Genomic DNA, 16,028 nt, shown 5'->3' with positions numbered 1-16,028 from the left:
CAGGATGCGTGTCGGTGTGCCCAAGGAGATCAAGGTGCAGGAATATCGCGTCGGGCTCACCCCGGGCGCGGTCCGCGAATACGTCGCGGCCGGGCATCAGGTGACGGTCGAAACCGGCGCAGGCGGCGGCATCGGCGCCTCCGACGAGGTGTACCAGCGGGCAGGGGCCTTCATCGCTGCGAGTGCGCGCGACATCTTCGCGAAGTCCGACATGATCGTGAAGGTGAAGGAGCCGCAGAAGGGCGAATGGGCCCAGCTTCGCGAGGGCCAGATCCTGTTTACCTATCTCCATCTCGCGCCGGATCCTGAACAGGCCAAGGGTCTGCTCGCGTCGGGCTGTACTGCGATCGCCTATGAAACCGTCACCGACGCGGCCGGTCACCTCCCCCTGCTTGCGCCGATGAGCGAAGTCGCCGGCCGCCTCGCCATCGAGGCCGCCGGCGCGGCGCTCAAGCGGTCAGCTGGCGGTCGCGGGCTGTTGTTGGGCGGCGTGCCCGGCGTGCAGCCGGCACGCGTGGTCGTGCTTGGCGGCGGCGTGGTCGGAACGCAGGCCGCGCGCATGGCCGCGGGCCTTGGCGCGGAGGTCACGGTGATCGACCGCGCGATCCCGCGGCTGCGCGAGCTCGACGATCTCTTCGCCGGACGCATTCGCACGCGGTTCTCGACCATCGAGTCGGTCGAGGAGGAGGTGTTCAATGCCGATGTCGTGATCGGCGCCGTGCTGGTGCCCGGCGCTAGCGCACCAAAACTCGTCACGCGCGCGATGCTGCCATCGATGCGGCCGGGCGCCGTGCTGGTCGACGTCGCGATCGACCAGGGCGGCTGCTTCGAGACCTCGCATCCGACGACGCACACCGACCCGACCTATGAAGTCGATGGTGTCGTGCATTATTGCGTCGCCAACATGCCGGGCGCTGTGCCGGTGACGTCGAGCCAGGCGCTGAACAATGCGACGCTGCCGTTCGGCCTGATGCTCGCGAACAAGGGTTTTGCCGCGGTGCTGGAAAATCAGCATTTGCGCAACGGGCTGAACGTCCATCGCGGTCGCGTCACCAACAAGGCGGTGGCGGAAAGCCTCGGGTTGGACTTCGCGCCTGTCGGGAGCGGGCTTGCGGCGTAAGGCGCGGCCGGCTCACGCCTTCGTCACCCTGTACTGCCCGAAATCCGGATCATGCGTCATGCGCCAGTAATCCACGAATCGCCACGGCATCGCCGAAAACACGCGACCGCTGCTGTTGCGATAGTAGGTGCTCATGCCCGGATGGGTCCAGATCATCGCCTCGTGCTCGGCATCGACCTTGCGAACGTAATCGTCGAGCACGCCCGGGCGGACGTCGATGGCGGCGACGTCGTGCTCGATCATGTCGACGAGACAGGCGGAGATGTAGCGGCTCTGGCACTCCGACTGGAAGATGACGCTGCCGCCATGGGCTGGGCCCGAGTTCGGGCCGAGCATGCAGAAGAAGTTGGGAAAATCGGGAACGGTGAGGCCGAGGAACGCGGTCGGGTTGTCGTTGGCCCAGGCTTCACGCAGAGCCTTGCCGTCGCGGCCCCTGATGTTGAGGCGCGCGGCCATCTCCGTCACCTTGAAGCCGGTGGCGATCACGATGATGTCGGCGGGGCGGTGCTCGCCGTCGGCGGTGACGATGCCGTCGCGGTCAAAATGGTCGATCGTGTCGGTGACGAGCTCGACATTGTCCCGTGTCAGCGTCTTGAACCAATTGTTGTCGAGCAGGATGCGCTTGCCGTACGGCGGATAGGTCGGTACGCATTTTGCGATCAGGTCGGGCCGGTCCTTCAGCTCGGTGAGAATGAAGTCGGTCAATTCCTGGCGATGCCGGTCGTTGCCCTTGTTGACGGCGCGCTCGGGATGCGGCCAGGCCGGGTCCTTGCGCAGGAACGGCAGCAGGCCGTCGCCATAGCGCCAGAACATGTTGAAGCGATACCACTGCACATAGAACGGCAGATGCGCGAGCAGCCAGCGCGCGCCTTCGGTGATCGGATCGGCATAACCCTTCACCGGCCGCGCCCATTGCGCGCTGCGCTGGTAGACGGTGACGGAAGCAACGCGGCCGGCAATCGTCGGCACCAGCTGCATCGATGTCGCGCCGGTGCCGATCACGGCGACATGCTTGCCGTCGAGCTTGATGTCGTCCGACCACAGCGCCGAGTGCAGGATCGTTCCCTTGAAATCCTCTTCGCCGTTGAAGCGGGCGCGGGAGGGATCGTTGAGTTGGCCGATGGCCGAGACCAACGCGGTGGATTCGAAGGTCTCCTCGCCGTCGCTCGTCTTCAACGTCGAGATCCAGCGGCGCTTCTCTTCATCCCAGCGCGATGAGGTCAGCTCGGTGTTGACGCGCAGATGCTTGCGGATGCCGTATTCGTCCGCGACCTTCAGGAGATAGCCGAGCAGCTCCTCGCGCTGGCAGAAATAGCGCGTCCATGCATTGCCCGAGCCGAACGAGTACGAATAGGAGTGGTTCGGTGTGTCGACGCCGCAGCCGGGATAGCGGTTGATCCACCAGGTGCCGCCAAGCTCGGCATTCTTCTCGATGATGGTGTAGGGTATGCCGAGATGGCCGAGCGCAACGCCAAGCGCGATGGCGCAGACTCCGGCGCCGACGATCAGGACGTGTCGCTCTGCGAGCTTGTCGTCGGAAGGTCGCTTCGCCCACTGCGCCTCGCGCGACACGAAGCCCATCTCCTCGCGCATCAAAGGCGCATATTCCGGCGCGACGTTTTCGCCGAGGCAGGCGCGCATCATCTTCAGCATCAGCTCGTCGCCGGGATCGGTGATGACGGGATTCGGCGTGCCGTCGGCAAACAGCTTGACCACCGCGGCCCGGATCTCGTCCTGGACCTCCTTCGGCACGCCGGCCTCGGGATCCGGGATGAGGCGGATGTCGCGCTTCGGCAGATAGGGTGGCTCGAGCCAGGCCGCATCGCCGGTCATGTGCACGAGCACCATCAGGAGGCAGCGGATGTCGCCTTCGGCGATTGCGGATGCGAGGTCGAGTGGCTTGTGTGGAGATGCGATGTTCATCGTCTTTTTCTGATCTCCGGCGGTCCGGCTCGTTCGCACGGTAATCGACCAGGGGTTGATCGTCTATGCGGCCGGTCTCGGGCTGCCTCCGGACCGATAAACCGGCCAAAAGAAGAAACCTATTGCCTGACGTCTGTCCGGCGGAAGGAGTTTCCCCTTGAGGCCGCAAAAACGCCAATCGCTTCCATTGCTGTTTTGGGCGGAAACAACGACATTTCCTTCACAAATTGATGGATTGGCGGCCATGGAACGCACTGGATTTGAGCCCTTCGGCGAGCAGCTGGTGTCCGCGACGGACACCCAGCCGCAGTCGCGCGCTGCAAAGCTCGTGCTGCGGGCCGGCACCGGCGTGTTCTGGTCGCTGGTCGCGGCGATCGTTTTCGCCCGCGCAGCCTTCTTCGAGCCCGGCGTCTATGACAGTTTCAACCACGTGGCCTCGCTCGCCAAGAACCTACTGTTCTGAGCCGGATTATTCCGGGCCGAGGATAGAACTTCCCTCGGCCCTGATATGCCGAAAACTTATTTCCTCGCCGGGCATCGCTGCGTATAAATCTTTCTCCCTAGGGAGAGATTTGTGTCGCAGAATCAAGCATCCAGCCCGGCCGATTCCAAGCCGGCCACCGCCGCTAGCCGCATCCTCGCGCTGATTCCCGGCATCCTCCTCTGTATCGCCGTCGCCGGTATTTCGGCCCTGCTGGAGCGCGCCGAGCTCGGCGTCTTCGAGCACCCCTATGTCGAGGCGCTGGTGATGGCGATCCTGCTCGGGATGGCCGTGCGGAGCTTCTGGAAGCCGGCGCCACGCTGGCAGGCCGGCATCGCCTTCAGCGCCAAGCAGCTGCTCGAAGTCGCGGTGATGCTGCTCGGCGCCTCCATCAGCTTTGCCGCGATCGCGGCCTCCGGCATTGCCCTATTGGCGTCGATCGCAGCCGTCGTCGTGATCGCGCTCAGCGTGTCCTTCGGCCTGAGCCGTCTGCTCGGGCTCTCGACCCGCCTCTCGATCCTGATTGCCTGCGGCAACTCGATCTGCGGCAACTCGGCGATTGCGGCCGTGGCGCCGATCATCGGCGCGAATAGCGACGAGATCGCATCCTCGATCTCGTTCACCGCGATCCTCGGCGTGATGATGGTGCTGGGCCTGCCGCTGCTGATTCCGCTCTTGCAACTGACCGCCACGCAATATGGCATCCTCGCCGGCCTCACCGTTTATGCGGTACCGCAAGTGCTCGCCGCGACAGTGCCGGCGGGCCTGATCTCCACGCAGATCGGCACGCTGGTCAAGCTGATGCGCGTGCTGATGCTCGGTCCGGTCGTCGTCGGCCTCTCGCTCGTCGCCTCGCGCTGGCAGACCGGCGCCAAGAAGACCAATGTCGGATTCTTCCGCCTGGTCCCCTGGTTCATCCTCGGCTTTCTCGCGCTCGCGACGTTACGGTCGCTGGAGATCGTGCCGGGTACAGTGGTTGGTCCGATCACGAAGATCACCAGCTTCCTCACCGTGGTGTCGATGGCCGCGCTGGGCCTGGGCGTCGACGTGAAGGTGCTCGCCAATGTCGGCGGCCGCGTGACAGCGGCGGTGACGCTGTCACTGATGCTGCTGCTCGGCATCAGCATCGCGCTGGTGCACTGGTTCAAGTGAGGCGCGCGAAGCTCGTGCACTCCTTCGCCCCGCTTGCGGGGAGAGGGTGGGGTAAGGGGGAGTCTCCGCAAGGACGGTGAGAGTAGGATATGCGGACGGTCCCCCTCACCCGATCGCTACGCGATCGACCTCTCCCCGCAAGCGGGGCGAGGTGACATCAAATCACATCCGCCAGCGAATGCCCGTGCAGCTCGATGTTGAGGCCCTGTAGGCCCATGTCGTTGATCTCGCCGCCCATCGCCTTGATGCTTTCCTCGCGGATCAGCGACATCAGCCCGCGGCGCAGCGCCAGAAACTCCGACGACATCATCATCGACTGCTGCCTTGGCCGCTCCAGCGGGATCGGGATCTCCGCCTTGATCGAGCCGGGGCGTGCGGTCATGCAGTAGACGCGGTCGGACAGGAAGATGGCTTCGTCGATGTCGTGGGTGACGAACAGCACCGAGATTTTCAGCCGTTGCCACATGTTAGTGAGGATCTGCTGCATGATGACGCGGGTCTGCGCGTCGAGCGCACCGAAGGGCTCGTCGAGCAGCAGCACCTTCGGTCCCGTGGCCAGCGCGCGCACGATGCCGACGCGCTGCTTCATGCCGCCGGAAAGCTTTTCCGGATAATGCTTTTCGAACGCCTCGAGGCCGGCGAGCCCGAGCAGCGTGCGCGCGGCGCGTTCGCGCTGCGAGCGGGCCATGCCGCGCATCTTCAGGCCGAATTCGACGTTCTCCCGCACCGTCTTCCAGGGAAACAGCGAATATTGCTGGAACACCATGCCGCGCTCGGCACTGGGTCCGTTCACCCGCTCGCCGTCGACGGTGACAATGCCTGTGGTGGGTTTCAGGAAGCCCGCGACTGCGTTAAGGAGCGTGGACTTTCCGCAGCCGGAGGGACCGACGATCGAGACGAACTCGCCGGGCTTCACGTGGATCTGTGTGTCAGTGACGGCCTGAACCGGTCCCTCGATACTGTCATAGCTGAGGGAAAAATTCCTGACCTCGATATGGCCTTTCGACGGGGTCGTCAGCATCTCGCTCATGTCGACCTCCACGGCATCACCAATTGCCCGGCGCCACGGATCAACAGGCTCGATCCGAGCCCAAGCACGCCGATCGCGATCATTCCGAGCGCGATGTCGGCATATTGAACCAGCGAATAGGCTTCCCAGGTGAAGTAGCCGATGCCGTACTGGCCCGAGATCATCTCGGCCGCGATCAGCGAGACCCACGCCACGCCCATGCCGACCGTGAGGCCGGTGAAGATGTGCGGCAGCGAGGCCGGGAAATACACCTCGCGGAAGATCGAGCGCTCGCGGGCGCCGAGGCATTGCGCGGCGCGCACCAGCACGGGATCGACCAAGGACATTCCGTGCAGTGTGTTGATCAGGATCGGGAAGAACGAGCCGAGGAAGGTGATGAAGACGATGCTCTGCTCGTTGGTCGGCCACAGCATGATCGCCATCGGCACCCACGCGATCGCTGGGATCGGCCGCAGCACCTCGGCGACCGGGAAGATGATCTCATGGACAAGCTTGAAGCGGCCCATGATCAGGCCGAGCGGCACGCCGACGATCGCCGCGAGCGAGAAGCCGATGAAGATGCGCCGGCAGCTGAGTGCGATGTGCAGCAGGAACTTGGGATCGTGGATCGCCTTGGCGAAGCTCGCATAGACCGCGAGCGGCGAGGGCACGTTGGTGAAGCGCACGAAGAATACGACGCGGTAGGTCGTGAGCAGGTGCCAGACCAGCAGGAACGCGAGCAGCGAAATGATGCCGATCGCGGTCGCGCGCAGCCGGCCCTGATTGAGACGGTACCAGCGCAGCGCGAGCGTACCGAAGGAGGGCGGTGTTGCGGGCGGCGCGGCGGCGGGCGCGGGGCCCGCCTCTGCAATTGCCGGCATGCTGTCCTCGGACTGTCTGAGGATGGCGGGACTGCTCACGTCTTGCCTCCGCTGACTGCCGCCTTCACCGCGTCGTCGAAGCCGAGCACCTTGCCGCTGATCTTGCCGGCATAGGCTTCGGCGTCCTTCTTCAGCAGGAACGGCGCGACCTCGCCATTGCCGACCGCGAAGAAGGCCTGGTCGGCGAACAGCTTGATGCCGCGAATGGTGTCGAAGACATAGGCGACGTTGATCTTCTTGCCTTTGGCCTTGAAGTCCGCGTAGGCGCCGAGCGTGCAGCTCGCCGACGAGAACGGCATGATGCCGGCCTCATCGACCCAGACCTCGCCGGCCTTGCGCGGATCCGTGACCGGCTTCTTGCAGAAAGCGTCTTCGCCTGAGATCTCGTAGTTCTTGGTGCTCGCAAGCTGCGCGTCATAGTCGAGCTTCATCTCGGCATAGGCCTTGCGGATGTAGCTGTCGTCGACCCATTTCTTCGGATCGAACTCCTTCATGCGGCCGAGGTTCTGAAGAACCTTGACGTCGGTCGCGGCGGCATCGATCAGCGCCGGCTTGATCGTGGGATCGGTGGTCATGTTGCCGCTGGGGCCAAGGAAGATGTAGACGACTTCCTTGTTGATACCGGTCCATTCCTGGATCTTTTCCGCGGCGAGTTTCGGATCGTCGCGAAGCCACTGGTTGGCGGCGATCAGCGCCTTGAAGTAGGCAACCACGACCTCCGGATATTTCTCGGCGAAGTCGGTGCGGACGACGATACCGTGGAAGGTCGGCAGATTGGTCTCGACGCCGTCAAAGATTTTTCGCGCGAAACCGCGGAACGGCAGCAATTCTGCAAAGGGGACGAAGTCGGCATGCGCGTCGATCTTCTTTTCCTGGAGATTGGTCGAGCCGACTTCGGGACTCTGGCTGACGAGCTGGAAGAAATCGGACGAATAGCCGCGATCCTGCATCGCCTTGAGCACCATGCCGTGCGCGGCCGAGCCGAAGGGCACGCTGACGAGCTTGCCCTTGAGATCGGCGAGATCGTAATAGGGCGAATCCTTGTGAACGACGATGCCGTTGCCGGAGCCGGAGAGGCTGTAGGCGGCGATGCCGATCAGGCGGCTCTTGCTTTCCGGATTGCTGTCGAAGGTGAAGCCGTTCACGATCAGCGGATAGTCGCCCATCATGCCGATTTGCAGCTTGTTCGCCATCATCGCATTGGTGACGGGCGGACCGGAGGTGAAATTCTGCCACTCCAGCTCGAACTTGATGTTGGCGTATTTGCCGTCCTTCGGCAGGTATTTTTCGAGCAGGTGAAGCTGGCGGATGACGACGCCGGCGGTCACCGTGTTGGTCGTGGTGTCCTGCGTTCCGATGCCGAGCGTGACGGTTTCCGCCGAGGCCGGCTGCGCGAGGATTAGCGCCAGCGACGTCACCGACATCGCGATCGAGAGCGTGGGAAGATGGCGGACCATTCTCATCCTCATTCGGTTGGATGTGCTGTGGTTGCCATGATTGGGTGGGGGCGCGGACAGGGCAAATCCGGAATGGGTGCCGCAGTCGATTAGTTGCCGGGAAAAGCTGATTGCATACTCCTTGGGCAGTCCTGCACTATAAAGCCGCTTGCCTGGGCACCGGCCTCAATCGGCCGCTTGGCCGCGCATCTCTTCCAGGATGTCGGTTCGGCACACCACGATCTGCGACCGCTTGGTCAAGACGATTCCCTTCTCCTGCATCCGCTTCAGGCTGATGGTGACCCATTGCCGGGTCGCGCCGACCATGTGGGCGATGTCGGCATGGGTGAAGGCCGCCGCGATCACGCGGCCGTCAGCATCCTCGACGCCATAGAGATCGACGAGATGCAGCAAGAGATGCGCAAGGCGCTGCGTGATCGAGCGCGTTCCCAGCATCTGGGCCAGCGCCGAATAGCATTTGCCCTTGAAGGTGAGGCCTTCGATCAGGCCGATCGCGAGGTTCGGAATCTCAACGGCAAGCGACCGCAGTTCCTTTCCGGGCAGGTGCACGACGCTGCAATTGCTGGATGCGACACCGGACCATTGATGCACGGTGCCTTCGAACACTTCGGGGCCGCCGACGAAATTGCCGACATGCCAATAGGCGAGTGTGATCTCGCGGCCGAGCGGGGAAGTGTAGAACACGCGGATGCGGCCGCTCTCGACCAGCCAGATGCCGTCATGCTTGCCGCCCTGGCTGAACAGTGTCTGGCCGCGGTTGAGCACCTTGCGGCGGCCCTGCTTCAGCACCAGCTCCCGCTCGCGTGGCGTCAGCTTGTCCATCAGCGGCGGCGGCCCGCCGATCCATTGCTGGTTCTCGGTGAGCAGCAGCGAGGAACTGCCCGCAGGCCGGACTGCCGGGGGAACCGCCCCGCGAACCGCACTCGCCGCCTGCAACATCACCTGCCTCCGGAACGTTCAAATCGTTCTAAAGAGGAGCAATGTCCGTGCCAGATGGGGGCCGGGCAAACGGGCGACTAACGCCCCGCCAGGCTCAGCAGATACGGCGTGGGGTAAATCCCGCGATTGTGCCCATCCGAAAACGAGATGTTCAGCCCGTAACCGAGATCGCCGATCTCGACGATGGCAATCCCCGGAAACCCGTCGGGGAAGCGGCCGTCGAAGCGGGCGCGGGTGCAGTGGGCGCATTTGCAGGAGAGGCGGAGTGTTTCGGCGGACACGCTGAGCGCGTCGCCCTCGGTGGTACGGACGAGGAGCGTCGCGAGATCGGCGCTCGCTTCATAATCAGCCAAGGTCGGTGCCACCAGGGTCATGGTCATGACGAACCTCCGATCTCTCTCTACGCCCGCGCTGGCGCGCGCGAATAGCAACTAATTGCCAGCGCGGACGCGCAGCTTGTGTGACCGTGTGCCTGCTCTTCAATCATCGCCCGCGAAATGTGAAACTAATCGACCGGGAATTTTACTTCCGCGTTGCCGGACTCTCCTCTCTCCGAAACCTTGTGCGCAACCAAGGCATGGAGAGACGACGGATGAGCGCATTTCAGAAGGAAACGGTTTTGTCGGTCCGGCACTGGACCGAGTCCCTGTTCAGCTTCACCGCGACGCGCGATCCCGGCTTCCGCTTCCAGAACGGCCAGTTCGCGATGATCGGCCTGGAGGTCGAGGGCAAGCCGTTGATGCGGGCCTACAGCATGGCGAGCGCCAATCATGAGGAAGCGCTTGAATTCTTCTCGATCAAGGTGCAGGACGGTCCGCTGACCTCGCGCCTCCAGAAGATCAGGGAAGGCGACATCATCCTGGTCGGCCGCAAGGCGACGGGCACGCTGATCACCGGCAATCTCATTCCGGGCAAGCGTCTGCTGCTGCTCTCGACCGGAACGGGCCTCGCGCCGTTCGCCAGCCTGATCAAGGACCCTGATGTCTACGAGAATTACGAGACCATCGTGCTCGCCCATGGCTGTCGCCAGGTCTCCGAGCTGGCCTATGGCGAGCACCTCGTCGACGCCCTGTGCAACCACGAATTCTTCGGCCCCCTGATCCGCGACAAGCTGGTCTATTACCCGACCGTCACCCGCGAGCCGTTCCGGAACCGTGGCCGCATCACCGATCTGATCGCATCGAACCAGCTGTTCGACGATATCGGGCGGTCCGGCCTCGACATCGAGACCGATCGCATCATGCTGTGCGGCAGCCCGGCGATGCTCGAGGAACTCCCCGCGATGTTCACCGCGCGCGGGTTTGTCGAGGGCAATCACAGCCAGCCCGGCCACTTCGTCATCGAAAAGGCTTTTGTCGAGCGCTGAGGCGCAATTCGCGTCCTGGCGACAACTAATTGCTATCGCCGGAAAGCCACCTGAACAAATCTGATGCAGAAGCACCGGTGCGCCGGCGAACCAGGAGCAAGCGATGGCACTAGATCAGATCGTCGACGGACTTTCGGAGGTTTCCTGCGATGTGCTCGTCATCGGCGGCGGCACGGCCGGCCCGATGGCGGCGCTGAAAGCGAAGCTGAAGAACCCGAAGGCCAATGTCGTCCTGCTCGAAAAGGCCAACGTCAAGCGCTCCGGTGCGATCTCGATGGGCATGGACGGCTTGAACAACGCCGTCATCCCCGGCTATGCGACGCCGGAGCAGTACACCAAGGAAATCACCATTGCCAACGACGGCATCGTCGATCAGAAGGCGGTCTATAAATACGCCCAGAACTGCTTTGAGATCATCGAAGAGCTCGACAGTTTCGGCATCCGCTTCCTGAAGAACGAGAACGGCGACTATGCCGTCAAGAAGGTGCACCACATCGGCACCTACGTGCTGCCGATGCCGAATGGCGAGACCGTGAAGAAGGCACTGTATCGCCAGCTCCGACGTGCCCGCATCCTGATCTCGAACCGCTACATGGCGACGCGGCTGCTGAAGTCTTCGGATGGCCGCATCGCCGGCGCGATCAGCGTCAACACCCGTACCGCTGAGATCCTGGTGATCAAGGCCAAGGCCGTGATCCTGTGCATGGGGGCTGCCGGCCGCCTCGGCCTGCCGACCTCCGGCTACATGTTCGGCACCTACGAGAATGCCGCCAATTCCGGCGACGGCTACGCGATGGCCTACCATGCCGGTGCCGCACTCGCGAACCTCGAATGCTACCAGATCAATCCGCTGATCAAGGACTATAATGGCCCGGCCTGCGCTTACGTCGCCGGTCCCTTCGGCGCGTTTACGGCCAATAACCAAGGCTCACGATTCATCGAATGCGACTACTGGTCCGGCCAGATGATGCTCGAATTCTATAACGAGCTGCTCTCCGGCAAGGGCCCCGTGTTCCTCCAGCTCAAGCACCTCCATCCGAACACGATCGAGGAAATCGAATCGACCCTGCACAAGGTCGAGCGTCCCACGCGCGGCCTGTTCCAGCAGGGGCGCGGGGTCGATTACCGCAACGAGTCGATCGAGATGCACATTTCTGAGATCGGCTTCTGCTCCGGCCACAGCGCCTCCGGCGTGTTTGTCGACGACAATGCCCGCACCACCGTGCCCGGCCTCTATGCCGCCGGCGACATGGCGAGCGTGCCGCACAATTACATGCTGGGCGCTTTCACCAACGGCTCGGTCGCCGGTATCGACGCGATGGAGTTCGCCGACAATCACGACTTTGCGGAGTTCGACGCCGCTGATGTCGCCAAGGAGCGCGACCGTGTGCTGGCGCCGACCAAGCGCGAGGACGGCATTCCGCCGAATCAGATCGAGTACAAGACCCGCCGTCTCGTCAACGACTACCTCCAGCCGCCAAAAGTCACGCGCAAATACGAGCTTGGCATGCGCCGTCTCGCCGAGGCGCGCGAGGACATGCAGGAGCGCATGATCGCGCGCAATGCGCATGAGCTGCTTCGTGCGCTCGAAGTGCAATCGATCATGGATTGCGCCGATATGGCCGTGCATGCCTCGCTCTACCGCGAGGAAAGCCGCTGGGGCCTCTACCACTGGCGCACGGATTTCCCTGAGAAGGACAACGAGAACTGGTTCTGCCACACGCTGCTGTCGAAGCAGAACGGCAAGATGACCAGCGAGAAGCGCGCGGTCGAGCCCTATGTCGTCCCGATCGCCGACGACGAGAAGGACCTCTACGACAAGCAGCGCATCCGCGCCACCGCCTGATCCACCGCACCAGAGCAACAGGAGACGTCAAATGCCTCTCGCGTCCTATCAGACTTCGGTTCCGGTGGTCGTCGACGACGCCAAATGCATCGCCGACAAGGGCTGCACCGTCTGTGTCGACGTCTGCCCGCTCGACGTGCTCCGCATCAGCGACATGACCGGCAAGGCCTATATGGCCTATGACGAGTGCTGGTACTGCATGCCCTGCGAGGCCGATTGCCCGACCGGCGCCGTCACCGTCAACATTCCCTATCTCCTGAGGTGATCATGTCGAGTCCGTTCGAATCCTACGACGATCTCGAAGACGCCGACGAGCGGCTTCAGGCTGCCGATCCCGCCGAACGCCGCGTCGCCATCATCGCGCTCGGCCATTCCGGCGATCCCGCAGCGGTCGGCCATCTCGCCAACATGGTCGCCGATCCCGATGCCGGCGTGCGCCAGCAGGTCGCGATGGCGCTCGGCGAGTTCGACGGGCCGGAGGCGGCGAGCGCGCTGGTGAAGCTGCTGGTTGATCCCGAACGAATCGTGGCATCGGCCGCGGCCGACAGCATGGCCGAGTTCAAGGATCCGGCCTGCGCCGAAATCATCCTGCCGCTGGTCAAGCACACTCACGCCTTCGTCCGCATGGGCGCGCTGCGCGCGCTGAAGGAGCTGCGCTGCAAGGACACGCTGAAGCCGGCGCTGGAAGCGCTCCAGGATTCCGATGCCGCCGTGCGCGTCCAGGCGATCGGCGTGATCGGCTTCCTCAAGCTCGAAGAATCGATCCCCGCGCTGACGGCGCTGATCAACGATCCCGATGCCCATGTGCGCCGCGCCGCGGTGAGCGCGCTGGCGTTCTCGCAGATGAAGCCCGCGGCGGAGACGATCACGCGTGCGCTGAAGGATTCGGACTGGATGGTCCGCGAGATGGCCGCCGAGACACTCGGCCTCAACGTCAACGGTTCGATCGCGGCCGACCAGCTCATCGGTTCGCTTGCCGATGAATTCTGGCAGGTCCGCCTGAAGGCGATCCGCAGCCTCGGCAAGATGAAGATCGAGCGCGCGGTACGGCCGGTCGGCAATTGCATCAATCATGATCAGGCAAACTTGCGGAAGGAAGCCGCCGCAGCACTCGGCGAGATCGCCCACCCTGACGGTGAAGCATTCCTTGCCGTGATCGCCGACGATGCCGATCCCGACGTGCGCAAGAACGCGCGCTGGGCGCTCCAGCAGATCGCGGCGCGAAAGGCGCGGGCAGGGGCATAGCCGCCGCTCTGGACTTCCCCTGCCAGACGTTTATTGGTCTTCGCCAATGGGATCGGCCGCTATGAGCGCGGCCGGTCCTTAGAAACAGCGAGGACGCCGGTCATGACGACACTGTCCGTGAAAGACCTTCTCCCCGAGGATGGCGTGCGGGGTACGCTGGTCGGCCGCCTCTGGCTGCCGCAGGTGAACGGCCCGGCCGTGGTCGCCATCCGCGCCGATGGTGTCTTCGACGTCACCGCAAAATTTCCGACCGTCAGCGCGCTCTGCGAGGAAGACAATCCGGCCAAGGCCCTCGCCGCGACCAGGGGCGAGCGCATCGGCGATCTCGATGCGATCGTTGCCAACACGGCGCCCGATGGGCGTGACCCCAAGAAGCCCTGGCTGCTCGCGCCGGTCGATCTCCAGACCTTGAAGGCGGCTGGCGTCACCTTCGCCATCTCGATGCTGGAGCGCGTGATCGAGGAGCGGGCCAAGGGCAATCCGGCTTCGGCCGAAGCAATCCGCAAAGAAGTGACGCGGCTGATCGGCGACGATCTGTCAAAGCTCAAGCCGGGCTCGGACCAGGCGATGCACCTGAAGCAGGTGCTGATCGACCAGAACGCCTGGAGCCAGTATCTCGAAGTCGGGATCGGCCCGGATGCCGAGGTCTTCACCAAGGCGCCGACCATGTCCTCGGTCGGCACCGGCATGGACGCCGGCCTGCATCCGAAATCGACCTGGAACAACCCAGAGCCGGAGCTCGTGCTGTTCGTGTCGAGCCGCGGCAAGATCGTCGGCGGCGCGCTCGGCAACGACGTGAACCTGCGCGACTTCGAAGGACGCTCGGCGCTGCTGCTGTCGAAGGCCAAGGACAACAACGCGTCCTGCGCGATCGGCCCGCTGCTGCGTCTGTTCGACGATACCTTCACGCTCGACGACGCGCGCAGGCTCGACATCGGCCTGAACGTGAAGGGGACCGACGGCTTTGTCCTCGACGGCCATTCCTCGATCAGCAAGATCAGCCGCGATCCGACCGACCTCGTCGAGCAGACCATCGGCAAGGTGCATCAATATCCTGATGGCTTCGTGCTGTTCCTCGGCACGATGTTCGCACCCGTCAAGGATCGCGATGCGCCGGGGCAGGGGTTTACCCACAAGCGCGACGACATCGTCACCATCGCCGCGCCCCAGCTCGGCAAGCTCGTCAACCGCATGCGCACCAGCGACGAGTGCGAGCCCTGGACCTTCGGCATCGGCGCGCTGATGAAGAACCTCGCGCAGCGGAAGCTGATCTAGGTCTTCGCCTCTCTCTATCCACGGCCGTGATGCCCGGGCCTGTCCCGGGCATCCACGTTCTTCGTGCCGTGTGGCAAGGCGTGGATGGCCGGCACAAGCCCGGCCATGACGGGTGTGGCTTCATCCAGGTCGCATCATTTTCTTCATCTCCGCGTTGCATCGACGGAACAAAATCGCGCTTGGCGTGTCATGTGCGCAGTCAGCCCATCTTCTCATCATTTCATCCGAATAGTCAGATAATATGACTAGTCGGAACCTGTCTTCCGTGAAATAGTGCCGCTCGTCGCCCGCAAAGGGCGGTCTTCGGGTGCGATGTTACCAACGAGCGCCCGGAATAACACAAGACGTCTTTTGGGAGACACGCCTGATGACCCTCAAAGCCCTCTATGCGGCCAGCGCCATGGCCGCGTTGCTGCTCGCGCTCCCGGCCGGTGCGGCCGAGCTCACCATCGGCTTCTCGCAGATCGGATCGGAATCCGGCTGGCGCGCGGCCGAGACCTCGGTCTCCAAGCAGGAGGCCGCCAAGCGCAAGGTCAATCTCAAGATCGCCGACGCCCAGCAGAAGCAGGAGAACCAGATCAAGGCGATCCGCTCCTTCATCGCGCAGAACGTCGATGCGATCTTCCTTGCGCCCGTGGTCTCGACCGGCTGGGACTCGGTGCTGAAGGAAGCCAAGGAGGCCAAGATCCCGGTCGTGCTGCTCGACCGCGACATCGATCCTTCCGGCAAGGACCTCTATCTCACCGCCGTCACCTCGGACAGCGTGCACGAAGGCGAGGTCGCCGGCGACTGGCTGGCCAAGACGGTCGGCGAGAAGGCCTGCAATATCGTCGAATTGCAGGGCACGGTCGGCGCCAGCGTCGCCGCCAACCGCAAGAAGGGTTTTGACACGGCCGTAGCCAAGCATCCGAACCTGAAAGTGGTGCGCAGCCAGACTGGCGACTTTACCCGCGCCAAGGGCAAGGAAGTCATGGAGAGCTTCATCAAGGCCGAAGGCGGCGGCAAGTCGATCTGCGCGGTCTATGCGCACAATGACGACATGATGGTTGGTGCGATCCAGGCGATGAAGGAAGCCGGCCTCAAGCCAGGCAAGGACATCCTCACCGTCTCCATCGACGCGGTCCCTGATATCTTCAAGGCGATGGCCGCGGGCGAAGCCAATGCCACGGTCGAGCTGACGCCGAACATGGCGGGCCCGGCGCTCGACGCCATCGCGGCCTTCAAGGACAAGGGCGCTGTTCCGCCGAAATGGATCCAGACGGATTCGAAACTCTATACGGCGGCTGACGATCCGCAGAAGATCTACGACAGCAAGAAGGGCCTCGGCTACTGAG

The 16,028-nt window shown here is 63.5% G+C and carries 15 protein-coding genes; 9 read left to right on the top strand and 6 right to left on the bottom strand.

Annotated features, from left to right (window positions below; all coding sequences use genetic code 11):
• Window positions 1–4: 4 nt before the first annotated feature.
• Window positions 5–1,120, top strand: a complete 1,116-nt coding sequence (ald, locus tag IC761_RS23580) for an alanine dehydrogenase (RefSeq protein ID WP_195799016.1) — start codon at window positions 5–7, stop codon at window positions 1,118–1,120.
• 12 nt (window positions 1,121–1,132) lie between these two features.
• On the opposite strand, the gene IC761_RS23575 is transcribed toward ald, so the two are convergent.
• A complete protein-coding gene (locus tag IC761_RS23575) occupies window positions 1,133–3,043 on the bottom strand; it encodes a flavin-containing monooxygenase (RefSeq protein WP_195799015.1) in 1,911 nt (636 codons plus the stop codon).
• Window positions 3,044–3,287: 244 nt separating this feature from the next.
• Between IC761_RS23575 and IC761_RS23570 the strand changes: the two genes are divergently transcribed.
• Both IC761_RS23570 and IC761_RS23565 read left to right on the top strand, forming a co-directional pair.
• On the top strand, window positions 3,288–3,506 hold the full coding sequence (locus IC761_RS23570; protein WP_195799014.1) for a hypothetical protein: 219 nt from the start codon (window positions 3,288–3,290) through the stop codon (window positions 3,504–3,506).
• A gap of 111 nt (window positions 3,507–3,617) precedes the next feature.
• Complete coding sequence (locus IC761_RS23565) at window positions 3,618–4,676, top strand: YeiH family protein (protein WP_195799013.1); 1,059 nt, start codon at window positions 3,618–3,620, stop codon at window positions 4,674–4,676.
• A 157-nt stretch (window positions 4,677–4,833) separates the two neighbouring features.
• Here IC761_RS23565 and IC761_RS23560 read toward each other — a convergent pair whose 3' ends face one another.
• From IC761_RS23560 to IC761_RS23540, 5 genes are all read right to left on the bottom strand, one after another.
• On the bottom strand, window positions 4,834–5,706 hold the full coding sequence (locus IC761_RS23560) for an ABC transporter ATP-binding protein (RefSeq protein WP_195799012.1): 873 nt from the start codon (window positions 5,704–5,706) through the stop codon (window positions 4,834–4,836).
• Window positions 5,703–6,566: an ABC transporter permease gene (locus tag IC761_RS23555; protein ID WP_438265146.1), complete on the bottom strand. Its 864-nt coding sequence runs from the start codon at window positions 6,564–6,566 to the stop codon at window positions 5,703–5,705. Before IC761_RS23555 ends, IC761_RS23560 begins: the two co-directional genes overlap by 4 nt.
• A gap of 35 nt (window positions 6,567–6,601) precedes the next feature.
• Window positions 6,602–8,023, bottom strand: a complete 1,422-nt coding sequence (locus IC761_RS23550; RefSeq protein WP_195799010.1) for an ABC transporter substrate-binding protein — start codon at window positions 8,021–8,023, stop codon at window positions 6,602–6,604.
• 165 nt (window positions 8,024–8,188) lie between these two features.
• Window positions 8,189–8,962 (bottom strand): Crp/Fnr family transcriptional regulator, encoded by a 774-nt coding sequence (locus IC761_RS23545; RefSeq protein ID WP_195799009.1) that lies wholly within the window; start codon window positions 8,960–8,962, stop codon window positions 8,189–8,191.
• Window positions 8,963–9,039: 77 nt separating this feature from the next.
• Complete coding sequence (locus tag IC761_RS23540) at window positions 9,040–9,336, bottom strand: gamma-butyrobetaine hydroxylase-like domain-containing protein (RefSeq protein WP_195804754.1); 297 nt, start codon at window positions 9,334–9,336, stop codon at window positions 9,040–9,042.
• 218 nt (window positions 9,337–9,554) lie between these two features.
• Between IC761_RS23540 and IC761_RS23535 the strand changes: the two genes are divergently transcribed.
• From IC761_RS23535 to ytfQ, 6 genes are all read left to right on the top strand, one after another.
• Window positions 9,555–10,328 (top strand): ferredoxin--NADP reductase, encoded by a 774-nt coding sequence (locus IC761_RS23535; protein WP_195799008.1) that lies wholly within the window; start codon window positions 9,555–9,557, stop codon window positions 10,326–10,328.
• 103 nt (window positions 10,329–10,431) lie between these two features.
• A complete protein-coding gene (locus tag IC761_RS23530; RefSeq protein ID WP_195799007.1) occupies window positions 10,432–12,174 on the top strand; it encodes a fumarate reductase/succinate dehydrogenase flavoprotein subunit in 1,743 nt (580 codons plus the stop codon).
• Between the two features lie 31 nt (window positions 12,175–12,205).
• A complete protein-coding gene (locus tag IC761_RS23525; RefSeq protein WP_008141081.1) occupies window positions 12,206–12,439 on the top strand; it encodes a 4Fe-4S dicluster domain-containing protein in 234 nt (77 codons plus the stop codon).
• A gap of 2 nt (window positions 12,440–12,441) precedes the next feature.
• Window positions 12,442–13,419, top strand: a complete 978-nt coding sequence (locus IC761_RS23520) for a HEAT repeat domain-containing protein (RefSeq protein WP_195799006.1) — start codon at window positions 12,442–12,444, stop codon at window positions 13,417–13,419.
• Between the two features lie 102 nt (window positions 13,420–13,521).
• Window positions 13,522–14,694 carry a fumarylacetoacetate hydrolase family protein gene (locus IC761_RS23515; protein WP_195799005.1) on the top strand — a complete coding sequence of 391 codons (1,173 nt, stop codon included), beginning with the start codon at window positions 13,522–13,524 and terminating at the stop codon, window positions 14,692–14,694.
• 367 nt (window positions 14,695–15,061) lie between these two features.
• Window positions 15,062–16,027, top strand: a complete 966-nt coding sequence (gene ytfQ, locus IC761_RS23510) for a galactofuranose ABC transporter, galactofuranose-binding protein YtfQ (protein WP_195799004.1) — start codon at window positions 15,062–15,064, stop codon at window positions 16,025–16,027.
• Window position 16,028 lies beyond the last annotated feature (1 nt).

Origin of the sequence: Bradyrhizobium commune (assembly GCF_015624505.1) — a bacterium.
GTDB lineage: Bacteria > Pseudomonadota > Alphaproteobacteria > Rhizobiales > Xanthobacteraceae > Bradyrhizobium > Bradyrhizobium commune.
The sequence above is the reverse complement of the archived record's forward strand: the minus strand, read 5'-3'. Positions and strand labels throughout refer to the sequence as shown.

Coding starts and splice junctions, on each gene's coding strand:
- IC761_RS23570 (WP_195799014.1), top strand. CDS start 3,288: ATGGAACGCACTGGATTTGAGCCCTTCGGCGAGCAGCTGGTGTCCGCG.
- IC761_RS23560 (WP_195799012.1), bottom strand. CDS start 5,706: ATGAGCGAGATGCTGACGACCCCGTCGAAAGGCCATATCGAGGTCAGG.
- IC761_RS23550 (WP_195799010.1), bottom strand. CDS start 8,023: ATGGTCCGCCATCTTCCCACGCTCTCGATCGCGATGTCGGTGACGTCG.
- IC761_RS23530 (WP_195799007.1), top strand. CDS start 10,432: ATGGCACTAGATCAGATCGTCGACGGACTTTCGGAGGTTTCCTGCGAT.
- IC761_RS23545 (WP_195799009.1), bottom strand. CDS start 8,962: ATGTTGCAGGCGGCGAGTGCGGTTCGCGGGGCGGTTCCCCCGGCAGTC.
- ytfQ (WP_195799004.1), top strand. CDS start 15,062: ATGACCCTCAAAGCCCTCTATGCGGCCAGCGCCATGGCCGCGTTGCTG.
- IC761_RS23555 (WP_438265146.1), bottom strand. CDS start 6,566: ATGCCGGCAATTGCAGAGGCGGGCCCCGCGCCCGCCGCCGCGCCGCCC.
- IC761_RS23525 (WP_008141081.1), top strand. CDS start 12,206: ATGCCTCTCGCGTCCTATCAGACTTCGGTTCCGGTGGTCGTCGACGAC.
- ald (WP_195799016.1), top strand. CDS start 5: ATGCGTGTCGGTGTGCCCAAGGAGATCAAGGTGCAGGAATATCGCGTC.
- IC761_RS23540 (WP_195804754.1), bottom strand. CDS start 9,336: ATGACCCTGGTGGCACCGACCTTGGCTGATTATGAAGCGAGCGCCGAT.
- IC761_RS23575 (WP_195799015.1), bottom strand. CDS start 3,043: ATGAACATCGCATCTCCACACAAGCCACTCGACCTCGCATCCGCAATC.
- IC761_RS23535 (WP_195799008.1), top strand. CDS start 9,555: ATGAGCGCATTTCAGAAGGAAACGGTTTTGTCGGTCCGGCACTGGACC.
- IC761_RS23520 (WP_195799006.1), top strand. CDS start 12,442: ATGTCGAGTCCGTTCGAATCCTACGACGATCTCGAAGACGCCGACGAG.
- IC761_RS23515 (WP_195799005.1), top strand. CDS start 13,522: ATGACGACACTGTCCGTGAAAGACCTTCTCCCCGAGGATGGCGTGCGG.